This is a genomic window from Burkholderia sp. 572 (assembly GCF_040545135.1).
Lineage (GTDB): Bacteria > Pseudomonadota > Gammaproteobacteria > Burkholderiales > Burkholderiaceae > Burkholderia > Burkholderia cepacia.
Window position 1 is genome coordinate 766,657 of record NZ_JBEPLH010000001.1, and the last position, 11,866, is coordinate 778,522.

11 protein-coding genes are annotated in these 11,866 nt (G+C 67.0%); 10 read left to right on the forward strand and 1 reads right to left on the reverse strand.

Features of this window, described 5'->3' with window-relative positions; all coding sequences use genetic code 11:
• The first annotated feature begins 241 nt into the window (after positions 1–241).
• From aroQ to ABIC51_RS03535, 3 genes are read left to right on the forward strand one after another with little or no spacing between them, the layout of a single operon-like run.
• The gene (aroQ, locus tag ABIC51_RS03525; protein WP_059695347.1) at positions 242–697 is read left to right on the forward strand and encodes a type II 3-dehydroquinate dehydratase; all 456 of its coding nucleotides are present in this window, start codon (positions 242–244) and stop codon (positions 695–697) included.
• Complete coding sequence (locus ABIC51_RS03530) at positions 694–1,548, forward strand: shikimate dehydrogenase (RefSeq protein ID WP_027790511.1); 855 nt, start codon at positions 694–696, stop codon at positions 1,546–1,548. The genes aroQ and ABIC51_RS03530 overlap by 4 nt, the downstream gene beginning before the upstream one ends.
• Positions 1,549–1,590: 42 nt before the next feature.
• Complete coding sequence (locus ABIC51_RS03535; protein WP_060315421.1) at positions 1,591–2,931, forward strand: MFS transporter; 1,341 nt, start codon at positions 1,591–1,593, stop codon at positions 2,929–2,931.
• Positions 2,932–3,019: 88 nt separating this feature from the next.
• Here ABIC51_RS03535 and ABIC51_RS03540 read toward each other — a convergent pair whose 3' ends face one another.
• Positions 3,020–4,129 carry a 2-aminoethylphosphonate--pyruvate transaminase gene (locus tag ABIC51_RS03540; RefSeq protein WP_175898329.1) on the reverse strand — a complete coding sequence of 370 codons (1,110 nt, stop codon included), beginning with the start codon at positions 4,127–4,129 and terminating at the stop codon, positions 3,020–3,022.
• A gap of 268 nt (positions 4,130–4,397) precedes the next feature.
• Between ABIC51_RS03540 and phnS the strand changes: the two genes are divergently transcribed.
• The 7 genes from phnS to ABIC51_RS03575 are packed head-to-tail and all read left to right on the forward strand — an operon-like array spanning position 4,398 to position 11,683.
• Positions 4,398–5,486 (forward strand): 2-aminoethylphosphonate ABC transporter substrate-binding protein, encoded by a 1,089-nt coding sequence (gene phnS / locus ABIC51_RS03545; RefSeq protein ID WP_059695341.1) that lies wholly within the window; start codon positions 4,398–4,400, stop codon positions 5,484–5,486.
• Positions 5,487–5,520: 34 nt separating this feature from the next.
• Positions 5,521–6,624: a 2-aminoethylphosphonate ABC transport system ATP-binding subunit PhnT gene (phnT, locus tag ABIC51_RS03550; protein WP_175898327.1), complete on the forward strand. Its 1,104-nt coding sequence runs from the start codon at positions 5,521–5,523 to the stop codon at positions 6,622–6,624.
• Complete coding sequence (gene phnU, locus ABIC51_RS03555; protein ID WP_175898324.1) at positions 6,602–7,522, forward strand: 2-aminoethylphosphonate ABC transporter permease subunit; 921 nt, start codon at positions 6,602–6,604, stop codon at positions 7,520–7,522. The genes phnT and phnU overlap by 23 nt, the downstream gene beginning before the upstream one ends.
• On the forward strand, positions 7,512–8,372 hold the full coding sequence (gene phnV, locus ABIC51_RS03560) for a 2-aminoethylphosphonate ABC transport system, membrane component PhnV (protein WP_059695334.1): 861 nt from the start codon (positions 7,512–7,514) through the stop codon (positions 8,370–8,372). Before phnU ends, phnV begins: the two co-directional genes overlap by 11 nt.
• Positions 8,369–9,676 (forward strand): phosphonoacetate hydrolase, encoded by a 1,308-nt coding sequence (gene phnA, locus ABIC51_RS03565; protein WP_146255078.1) that lies wholly within the window; start codon positions 8,369–8,371, stop codon positions 9,674–9,676. Before phnV ends, phnA begins: the two co-directional genes overlap by 4 nt.
• Positions 9,673–11,127 carry a phosphonoacetaldehyde dehydrogenase gene (phnY, locus tag ABIC51_RS03570; protein ID WP_175898322.1) on the forward strand — a complete coding sequence of 485 codons (1,455 nt, stop codon included), beginning with the start codon at positions 9,673–9,675 and terminating at the stop codon, positions 11,125–11,127. Before phnA ends, phnY begins: the two co-directional genes overlap by 4 nt.
• 4 nt (positions 11,128–11,131) lie before the next feature.
• Positions 11,132–11,683, forward strand: coding sequence for a phosphonate degradation HD-domain oxygenase (locus ABIC51_RS03575; RefSeq protein WP_175898320.1), 552 nt, complete (start codon positions 11,132–11,134; stop codon positions 11,681–11,683).
• The last annotated feature ends 183 nt before the right edge of the window (positions 11,684–11,866 follow it).

Here is an 11,866-nt window from a genome sequence, read left to right on the forward strand (position 1 = left end):
TGAGCGGGGCACGGCGCCGATCGAATCGACCCTGAATGAACCAGTCGTTGAATTAACGACGAACGCCATATCCCGAATTTACTGGGTTAGTGATGCGTATTGTACAAACTAACTAGGTGGTACAAATTAGCGAAAACCCGAAAAGACATTGCGCTTTCGCAAGCGCACACTAGCGCCAAATCTTGACGTCAGGGGGCGACGTCGGCTAGCGATGCGCCCCCGTTTTAGGAGCAGAAACACCATGAGCAAGCCCAAGGTGCTGGTGCTGAACGGCCCGAACCTGAATCTGCTGGGGACGCGCGAGCCCCATATCTACGGCGCGGAAACGCTCGCCGACGTCGAGCAGCGCTGCCGAACGGCCGCTGAAGCGCTCGGGCTGGAAATCGACTTCCGCCAGTCGAACGCCGAGCATCAGCTGATCGACTGGCTGCACGCCGCGCGTCACGATACGCACGGCATCGTGATCAACCCGGCTGCCTATACGCATACGTCGGTGGCGCTGGCCGACGCGCTTTCCGCGATCGCGAAGCCGGTGATCGAAGTTCATATCTCGAACGTGCATCGTCGCGAGGCGTTCCGTCACCATTCCTATGTGTCGGCGATTGCCGAAGCCGTGATCTGCGGCTGCGGCACCGAAGGCTACGTGTTCGCGCTGCAGCGTCTGGCGACGCTGTTCGCGCAGGGAGCCGCGCGATGAGCCGCCCGTCGTTTCTGATCGGCCTGATCGGCCAGGGCATCGGCGGCTCGCTGTCGCCTGCGATGCACGAGGAAGAAGGTTTCCGCCAGGGGTTCGGCTATGTCTACCGGCGGATCGACCTCGACGTGCTCGGCGTGACCGTCGACGCACTGCCGCAACTGCTCGATGCCGCACAGCGGATGGGCTACAACGGCCTGAACATCACGCACCCGTGCAAGCAGCGCGTGATCGAGCACCTCGACGCGCTGTCGGACGATGCGCGTGCGCTCGGCGCGGTGAATACCGTGTTGTTCAAGGACGGCAAGCGGATCGGCCACAACACCGACTGGTCGGGCTTCGCGAAATCGTTCCGCCGCGGATTGCCCGACGCGTCGCTCGAACGCGTCGTCCAGCTCGGCGCGGGCGGCGCGGGCGCGGCCGTGGCGCACGCCGCGCTGCAGATGGGCGCGGCCGAACTGACGATTTTCGATGTCGACGGCACGCGTGCCGCCGCCCTCGCGGCTGAACTGCAGCAACGCTTCCCCGCGGCACGGGTTGTACAGGGCGGCGATCTCGCGGACGCGATGCGCGCCGCGACGGGCCTGATCCACGCAACGCCGACAGGCATGGCCAAGCATCCGGGCCTGCCGCTGCCGGCCGAGCTGCTCCACGCGGGCATGTGGGTGGCCGACATCGTGTATTTCCCGCTCGAAACCGAACTGGTCCGCGCCGCGCGCGCGGTCGGCTGCGCGACGCTGCCGGGAGGCGGGATGGCCGTGTACCAGGCCGTCGATGCGTTCGAGATCTTCACCGGACGAACGCCGGACGACGAACGGATGTTCGAACACTTTCAGTCGCTGGTCGCACGCTGACCCTTCTACCGACTAGCTGAAAAAAGAGATCAGGAGACAATCATGCAGCACACCACCCACTCGAACGCCGCGCCCGCGGCGGCCGGCACGGTCCGGCGCACCTCGGCGCGCTACAAGATTCTCGCGCTGCTCGCGATCGGCACGATGATCAACTATCTCGACCGCACCGTGCTGGGGGTGGCTGCACCGCAGCTCACCAAGGAGCTCGGCATCAATGCGGCCGTGATGGGCATCATGTTCTCCGCGTTTTCGTGGACGTACGTCGCGATGCAGGTGCCCGGCGGCCTGTTCCTCGACCGCTTCGGCAGCAAGATCACCTATTACTGGTCGATGACGCTGTGGTCGCTGTGCACGTTCCTGCAGGGCTTCGTGCCGGGCATCGCGACGCTGCTCGCATGCCGGCTCGGGCTCGGCGTGACGGAGGCGCCGTGCTTCCCGACCAACAGCCGGGTCGTCGCGACGTGGTTCCCGCAGAACGAGCGCGCGATGGCGACCGGTACGTATACGGTCGGCGAGTACATCGGCCTCGCGTTCTTCAGCCCGGTGCTGTTCGCGCTGATGGGCGCGTTCGGCTGGCGCTCGCTGTTCTGGGTCGTCGGCGCGATCGGCATCGCGTTCGGCCTGGTCTGGTGGAAGTTCTATCATGAGCCGCGCAACCATCCGGGCGCCAACTCCGAGGAGCTTGCGTATATCGAGGCGGGCGGCGGTCTCGTGCACAGTGCACGCAAGGACGGCGACAAAGGCGCCAAGGGCGCGCAGAAGAAGTTCAGCTGGGCGATGGCCGGCAAGCTGCTGAAGAAGCGCCAGCTCGCGGGTATCTGTCTCGGCCAGTTCGCCGGCAACTCGACGCTGGTATTCTTCCTGACCTGGTTCCCGACCTACCTCGCCACCGAGCGCCACATGGGCTGGCTGAAGATCGGCTTCTTCGCGGTGATGCCGTTCATCGCCGCGTCGGTCGGCGTGATGTTCGGCGGGATCTTCTCCGACTGGCTGCTGCGCCGCGGCAAGTCCGCGAACCTCGCGCGCAAGCTGCCGATCATCGCGGGCCTGCTGCTCGCGTCGACGATCATTCTCGCGAACTACGTGCAGAGCAACGAAGCCGTGATCGCGATCATGTCGGTCGCGTTCTTCGCGCAGGGGATGGCCGCGCTCGGCTGGACGCTCGTGTCCGACATCGCGCCGGACGGCCTGCTCGGCGTGACCGGCGGCATTTTCAACTTCGCGGCGAACCTGGCCGGCATCATCACGCCGCTCGTCGTCGGCTTCATCGTCGCGTCGACCGGCTCGTTCGTCGGCGCGCTCGTGTTCATCGGCGTGATCGCGCTGATCGGTGCGCTGTCTTACATCTTCGTCGTCGGCGACATCAAGCGGATCGAACTGTAAGCATCGCCTCCACGCGCATCCTGTGCGTTCGCCCGGCGGCCGGTAGGCCGCCGGGCTTTTTTGTTGGCGCGACGCGCTGCGCGCACCCTTATGCGTGCTGCACCGCGATACCGAGCGATTCGACCGCCTGCGCGATCGCCGCGACCGCGCGCCGGATATCGTTGGCGTCGATCGCACCGATGCAGCCGACGCGGAACGTCTCGAGCTGCGTGAGCTTGCCCGGGTACAGGATGAAGCCGGCATCGCGCACGGCGTCGTAGAAGCGGCGGAAATCGTAGGCCGGGTGGTCGGGCGCGTGGAACGTGACGATCACCGGCGCCTGCACGTTCGCATCGAGGAACGGCGCGAAGCCGAGCGCGCGCATCGATTCGACCAGCGTCCGGCAGTTGTCCGCGTAGCGCGCGCCGCGCGCCGGCTGGCCGCCTTCGGCCAGATACTGGTCGAGCGCGGCGCGTAGCGCGGCGATCACGTGCGTCGGCGGCGTGAAGCGCCACTGGCCCGTCTTGCGCAGGTATGCGTACTGATCGTGGAGATCGAGCGCCAGCGACGGCGAATTGCCTTCGCCGGCCTCGAGCGCATCGCGCCGCACGATCGCGAACCCCATCCCCGGCACGCCTTCGAGACATTTGCCGCTTGCCGAGATCAGCGCATCGATGCCGCTGCCCGCCAGCGCGATCGGCAGTGCGCCGAACGCGCTCATCGCGTCGACGATCAGCCGCTTGCCGTGGCGTCGGCACACGGCGGCGATGTCGTCGAGCGGGTTCAGGATGCCGGCGCTCGTTTCCAGATGTACCTGCGCGACGTGCGTGATGCGCGGCTCGCGCGTGAAAGCAGCTTCGATCGCGGCCGGATCGACCGCCGCATCCTCGCCGAACGGCAAAGCGATCGCTTCGATACCGAGCCGGCCGAGGATCTTCAGGATGCGCGCGCAATACGCGCCGTTGTCGGGCACCAGCACGACGCCGTCGCGCGGCACCAGCGTACCGAGCGCGGCTTCGACCGAGAACGTGCCGCTGCCCTGCATCGGTACGCACACGTACTCGTCGCCGCCATGCGCAATGGCGACGAGGTCCGCGCAGACGCTGGCCGTCAGTTGATTGAACGCGGCATCCCACGAGCCCCAGTCATGTTGCATTGCGTGGCGGGTTGTGGCGGACGTGGTGAGCGGGCCGGGCGTAAGAAGAATCGGATCGGACATGGTTTTTCCTTGCAAAGGTCGGAAAGAAACGCCGGGCGGCATTTCTGAATGGACTTGCATGATATTGGCAAAATGTGTCATTTTTTGGAAATTGTGGCATTCGTCACGGGTTTGTCATCGAACGCTGTGATCCTTCGCTTGCCGCGAGAAACCTGACCTCGGCGCGGCGGCGAGGCAGGCCGTTGATCGGCCTTGCCCGGAGATAACAGGAAACAGGAGAGCCGGATCGTGCCCCGGCCATTTGGTGTTCCGCCTACGGAGAAGTGAGATGACACTGCAGAATTCCTCGCGCGCCGCTGCCGGCGCGTTCCGCAAGCTTGCACTGGCCGCCGCCGTCGCCGGTCTGATGGGCGCCGCGTTGCCCGTGCATGCGGCGAGCGCGGTCGTGCTGTACACGGCAGACGGTCTCGAGAACCTCTATCGCGATGTGCTGCCGGCGTTCGAGAAGAAGGAAGGCGTCAAGGTCAACATCGTGACGGCGGGCAGCGGCGAAGTCGTCAACCGCGCGAACATCGAGAAGAATTCCCCGAAGGCCGACGTGATCGTCACGCTGCCGCCTTTCATTCAGCAAGCCGGCCAGATGGGCCTGCTGCAGGCGTACCAGAGCGTGAACTACAAGAACGTGCCGACGATCGCGAAGGCGGAAGACGGCACGTGGGCGACGTTCGTGAACAACTACTTCTCGTTCGCGATCAACCCGGACGTCGTGAAGAGCCAGCCGAAGACGTTCGCCGACCTGCTGTCGCCGGCCTATGCCGGCAAGGTCGCGTACTCGAACCCGGCCACGGCCGGCGACGGGATGGCCGTGCTGATCCTGACGACGTCGCTGATGGGCGAGGACAAGGCGTTCGACTACCTCGCGAAACTGTCGCAGAGCGTGAAGTTCCACACGAAGGGCACGGGCTACCTGAACGTGCTGCTGTCGCGTAACGAGATCAGCGTCGCGAACGGCGACCTGCAGATGGACCTCGACGATGCCGAACACGGCGCGCTGTCCGTCAAGCCGATCTTCCTGGCCGCGAAGGACGGCGACCAGCCGACCACGTTCCAGCTCCCGTACGGCATCGGCCTGATCAAGAGCGGCCCGAACCAGGACGCCGGCAAGAAGCTGATCGACTACCTGATGTCGACGGAAGTGCAGTCGAAGGTGCCGGACATGTACGGCATCCCGGGCCGCACGGACGTGCCGCTGGCCGGCAAGAACGGCGAAGCGGTCAAGAAGGCGATCGCGGGCGTGAAGCTGATCCCGGTCGACTGGACCCAGGTGATGGCGAAGAAGCCGGTGTGGATCGAGCGCTGGAAGAAGGACGTGATCGGCAGCTCGGGCAAGCAGCTCGACGTCGTCAAGCCGAAGTGATCGGCGCCCGCTGCCTGTATTCGTGAGCAAGAGGATGAACCCGGTGGAAACCACCCTGACCCATCCCGGCGCATTCGGCGCCGCCGAACCGCGAGCAACGCTGCGGTCCGGCGCGCCGGGCGGCGTGCGGATCGAACACCTGAGCGTGCGCTACGGCGCACGCACGGTGCTGGAAGATCTGTCGCTGTCGATCGGTGCCGGTGAATTTCTGACCGTGCTCGGCAAGAGCGGCTGCGGCAAGACCACGCTGCTGCGCTTCATCGCCGGGTTCGTGAAGGCCGACGGCCTGACCGGCACGCTGACCGTCGCCGGACGCGACCTGACCTACGCGCCGCCGCACAAGCGCAATCTCGGTCTGCTGTTCCAGAATTACGCGCTGTTCCCGCACCTGTCGGTGTTCGAGAACGTCGCATTCGGGCTGCGCGCGCGCGGCATGGCGTCGTCGGAAGTGACGCGCCGTGTCGCCGATGCGCTGAAGCTCGTGCAGCTCGGCGACGCGGGCCATCACCTGCCCGCGCAGTTGTCGGGCGGAATGCAGCAGCGCGTCGCGCTGGCGCGCGCGCTCGTGATCGAGCCGGACGTGCTGCTGCTCGACGAGCCGCTGTCGGCGCTCGACGCCAACCTGCGCGCATCGGTGCGCAGCGAACTGAAGGCGCTGCACGAGCGCCTGCCGAACCTGACCGTCGTCTGCGTGACCCACGACCGCGACGACGCGCTCGTGCTGTCCGACCGCGCGCTGCTGATGCGCGACGGCCACATCGCGCAGCTCGGCACGCCGCAGCAGCTGTACGACGCGCCGCGGGACGGCTACGTCGCGCGTTATCTCGGCCCGGCGAACCTGCTGCCGCCGCACGTGATCTTTCCGCTCGGCGATCCCCGCCATGAAGTGCGTGGCAAGGTGGCGTGCGTGCGCCCCGAGCGCCTGACCGTGATGCCGCCCGCCGCGGGCGGGCTGCACGGCACGGTGTCGTCCGTCGAATGGCAGGGCGCGGACCTGTCGATCGCGGTCACGATCGATGCGGCGCCCGACGAGCCCGTGCGCGTCACGATGCAACGCGGCCGCGGTGCGGCTCCCGAGCGCGGTGCGCGCGTTTCCCTGCATTGCGAGGCAGACGATGTCGTCCTTATCGAGCCCTGAAGCCGGCCTGCCGCCGCACGTGCTCGCGTCGGCCGCCGCGCACGCCGCCGCCGCGCGGCGCCGCAAGCGCATGGGCGACCTGCACCTCGCCGCGCTCGCGATCGTCGTGCTGGGCCCGCTCGTCGTCTACCCGCTGGTGCGGCTCGTGCTGCTGAGCGTGTCGGGCGACCACGGGCTGGGTTTCACCGCGTACCGGACGTTCTTCGACAACCCCGACACCCGCAACGTGCTGCTGACCACGCTCGGCGTGCTGTTCGCGAGCGCCGGCACCGCGTCGGTGCTCGGTGTGCTGCTGGCCGCACTGCTGTTCTTCAAGCCGTTTCCGGGCGCGTCGCTCGTCACGCGCTTCCTGGAGCTGTACGTCGCGTTTCCGTCGTTCCTCGTCGCGTTCACGCTGATCTTCCTGTACGGCTCGCAAGGCTCGATCAGCATCGCGCTGCAGCACCTGTTTCATCTCGAAAATGCGCCGCTCGATTTCCTGTTCGGCATCGGCGGCGTGATCCTCGCGCAGACCGTGTTCTATACGCCATTCGTCGTGCGGCCGACGCTCGCATCGTTCGCGACGCTCGATTTGCGGTTGATCGAAGCCGCGCGCAGCCTCGGCGCTTCCGGCTGGATGCTCGCCCGCCGCGTCGTGCTGCCGATCGCGTGGCCGGGCATCGCCGCCGGCACCGTGCTGTGCTTCCTGCTGACGCTGAACGAATTCGGGATTCTGCTCGTGCTCGGCAGCGCGCGGCTCGTCACGCTGCCGGTCGCGATCTACAGCAGCGCGACCGTCGACCTCGATCTGCCGACCGCGTCGGCCGGCGCGGTGGTGATGCTCGCGCTGTCGCTGGCGCTGTATGCGGTTTATCGCCGGGTGAACCGGCGCGCGACGGGAGGGAACGATGTCCGCTGAATTCCGTATCGGGCAAGCCGTGCCGCGCCGCCAGATCGGCTGGGGCGACACGGTGCTCAAGCATGCATCGCGCGCGGCGCTCGCGCTGGCCGCGTTCGCGTGCTTCTGGTTGTTCGTGTTGCCGGTCATCGTCGTCGCGCTGTCGAGCGTGTCGACGCAGTGGTCGGGCACGATCTTGCCGGCCGGTTACAGCCTGCGCTGGTTCGAGCGGCTCGGGTCGCCGGAATACGACGCGCTGCTGACGAGCCTCGAAATCGGCTTCGGCGTGTCGGCGGTCGGCACGGTCCTCGGGCTGTGGCTCGCGCTGGCGCTCGAAGGGCGCGACCGGCGCGGCCTCGGCGCGGTGGTCGATGCCCTCGTGATGGTGCCGAACGGCGTGCCGAGCGTCGTGCTCGGGCTCGCGGTGCTGATCGCGTATCACCAGAAGCCGGTCGACCTGTCGAGCTCGGCGGCGATCGTCGTGCTCGTGCAGCTCGCGCTGATCTTGCCGTTCTGCTATCGCTGCGCGGCCGCGGCGCTGCGTCCGGAGCTGACCGTGCTGCGCGAAGCGGCAGCGAGCCTCGGCGCGCCGCCCGCGATGGTGCTGCGCCGCGTGCTGCTGCCGCAGCTGGTGCCGGCGCTGCGCGCGAGCCTCGCACTCGGCTTCGCGCTGTCGCTCGGCGAGCTCGGTGCGACGCTGACGGTTTATCCGCCCGGCTTCGCGACCGTGCCGATCGTCGTGATCGGCCAGGTGGAGCGGGGGTATTACCTTCCGGCGTCGGCGCTGTCGCTGCTGATGCTGGGCGCGTCGCTCGCGGCGCTGCTGCTGATCGCCGCGCGCGTGCCGCGCGGCAAGCGGGTGGCATCATGAACGCCGCGTTTGCATTGCGCCAACCTGGTGACGCGTCGGCGGCCGGCATCTCGACGGAGCTTGCGGGTCGCTCGGTCGACGTCAACGGCCGGCACTACCGGCTGCCGGTCGAGCCGACCGTCGTCGTCTGCGTCGACGGCTGCGAGTACGACTATCTCGAACGGGCGGTGGAAGCGCGTGTCGCGCCGTTCATCGGCCGGATGATCGCGGAAGGCACGGCCTGGCGCGCCGATTGCGTCGTGCCGACCTTCACCAACCCGAACAACCTGTCGATCGTCTGCGGCGTGCCGCCGTCGGTCCACGGAATCTGCGGCAACTATTTCTGGGACCCGGCCGCCGACGGCGGGCGTGGCGCCGAAGTCATGATGAACGACCCGGCCTACCTGCGGGCCGGCACGCTGCTCGCGGCGGCGTCCGACGCCGGTGCGCGGGTGGCCGTCGTGACGGCGAAGGACAAGCTGCGCCGGCTGCTCGGCTGGCAGATGAACGGCATCTGCTTTTCGGCCGAGAAGGCCGCGCAGGCGAATCTCGCCGAAAACGGGATCGTCGACGTGCTCGACTGGGTGGGCCTGCCGTCGCCGGACGTCTACAGCGCGGCGCTGTCCGAATTCGTGTTCGCGGCCGGCGTGCGGCTTGCGCAGACGCGCCAGGTCGACCTGATGTACCTGTCGACCACCGATTACGTGCAGCACAAGTGCGCGCCGGGCAGTGCCGGCGCGAACGCGTTCTACGCGATGATGGACGGTTATCTCGCGCAGCTCGACGCGCTCGGCTGGGCGATCGGGCTGACGGCCGACCACGGGATGAACGCGAAGCACGATCCTGCGACGGGCCGGCCGAACGTCATCTATCTGCAGGATGCCTTCGACGGGTGGTACGGCGCGCAGGCTGCGCGCGTGATCCTGCCGATCACGGATCCGTACGTCGTGCACCACGGCGCGCTCGGCTCGTTTGCCACGGTCTATCTGGCGCCGGGCGTCGACCGGGCCGAGGCGATGTGGCGCGTCGGCGGCCTCGACGGCGTCGAGCTCGTGCTCGACAACGCGGAAGCCGCGGCACGTTTCGAGCTGCCGGCCGACCGGATCGGCGATCTCGTCGTGATCGGCCGCCGCGACATGACGCTCGGCACGCGCGAGCGCGAACACGATCTGTCGGGCCTCACGGTGCCGCTGCGTTCGCATGGCGGCGTGTCGGAGCAGGAAGTACCGCTGCTGTTCAATCGCCGTATCGAGCCGGTCGATCCTGCGCGTCGCCCGCGCAATTTCGACGTGTTCGATTTCGTGCTGAACCGGGTCGCGACATGATGGCTCACCCCCGACACGATCACCCGGCGTTTCGCGCGGAGGCGCTGCGCTGGTGCGGCACGCGCGCGACGCGCGAACGCACGCTCGATGTCATGGACCCTTACACGGGCACGCGCGTCGGTACGGTGCCGCTCGCGAGCGTCGACGATGTGCGCGCGGCATTCGACTACGCGATGGCGTACCGGCCGACGCTCACGCGTTACGCGCGTTCGGAGATCCTCGAACGCACGGCTGCGCTGTTGCGCGAGCGTACCGAGGAAGCGTCCGACCTGATCACGCTCGAGTCAGGGCTGTCGAAACAGGACTCCCGCTACGAGATCGGCCGTGTGGCCGACGTGTTGAAGTTCGCGGCGGTCGAGGCGCTGCGCGACGACGCGCAGAGTTTCTCGTGCGACCTGACGCCCCATGGCAAGGCGCGCCGCGTGTTTTCGCAGCGGCAGCCGCTCGACGGAGTGATCGTCGCGATCACGCCGTTCAATCATCCGATGAACCAGGTGGCGCACAAGATCGCGCCGGCGATCGCGACCAACAACCGCGTGATCGTGAAGCCGTCGGAGAAGGTGCCGCTGTCGGCGCTCTATCTGGCCGACCTGCTGGTTGAAGCCGGTCTGCCGGAGCCGATGCTGCAGGTGCTGACCGGCGATCCGCGCGAGATCGCGGACGAGCTCGTCACGCACCCGCATGCGTCGCTGATCACCTTCACGGGCGGCGTGGCGATCGGCAAGGCGATTGCCGCGCGGGCCGGCTACCGCCGCATCGTGCTGGAACTGGGCGGCAACGATCCGCTGATCGTCCTCGACGATGCCGATCTCGAACGCGCGGCGTCGCTGGCGGTGCACGGGTCGTACCGGAATTCGGGCCAGCGTTGCACGGCCGTCAAGCGGCTGCTGGTGCAGCGCTCGATCGCGCCCGCATTCACCGAATTGCTCGTCGAGAAGACGCGCGCATGGAAGTACGGCGATCCGTTCGATCCCGCGAACGAAATGGGCACGGTGATCGACGAGGAAGCGGCGCGGCTGTTCGAGGCGCGGGTCGGGGAGGCGGTCGCGCAGGGCGCGCGGCTGTTGACGGGCAACGTGCGGCGCGGCGCGCTGTATGCGCCGACCGTGCTCGACAACGTCGATCCGTCGATGACGATCGTGCGCGAGGAGACCTTCGGCCCGGTATCGCCGGTGATTGCGTTCGACACGATCGACGACGCGATCCGGATCAGCAACGGGACGGCGTTCGGGCTGTCGTCGGGTATCTGTACGGACAGCACGGCGGCGGTCGTGCGGTTCGTGAACGAGCTGAACGTCGGCACGGTGAATGTATGGGAAGTGCCCGGATACAGGATCGAGCTGTCGCCGTTCGGCGGGATCAAGGATTCTGGGCTCGGATACAAGGAAGGCGTTCAGGAGGCGATGAAGAGCTTCACGAACCTGAAGACGTTTTCGCTGCCTTGGGAGTGAATGAATGGCATTGACGGTGGAAGATATCCACGGGCTGTATCGCGAGCATGGCCATGTGGCCTATAGCGGTGAACCGGTCACGCAGCTCGAGCATGCATTGCAGAGTGGATTGCTGGCGGAAGAGGCGGGGGCTGATGAGGCGCTGGTCGCGGCGGCGTTCCTGCACGATCTCGGGCATTTGCTGAATCGTCAGGGCGAGACGCCGAGTGTGCGCGGGATCGACGATCTGCACCAGTATTACGTGCTGCCGTTCCTGCGTCCGCTGTTTTCCGACGCGGTGCTGGAGCCGATCCGGCTGCACGTCGACGCAAAACGTTGCCTGTGCCGCACGGACGCCGGCTACTTCGAGAGCCTGTCGCCGGACTCGGTGCGCAGTCTCGCGCTGCAGGGCGGCATCTTCAGTGAAGAGGAGACGGCGGCGTTCCTGCTGCGCCCGTTCGCGGAGGATGCGCTGCGTCTGCGCCGCTGGGACGATACGGCAAAGGAAGAGGGCAAGGTGACGCCTGATCTCGATCACTATATGGCGATCGTCGCGCGCCAGGTGCGCACAGGCTGACCGGTTGAGTTGCTTCTATATAAGACCCCGCACGCGACAGCGTGCGGGGTCTTATATTTTTTGAGAAACCCCTTGCGCAGTTGGAAGAGGGTGCTTAGAATCACGCCTCTTTCGCGCTAACGGAAACGCGGCGCGGGAGAGGGAAGCAAAGCTGGTGGTGTGCTGCAGTGTCGGGCGCGCGGC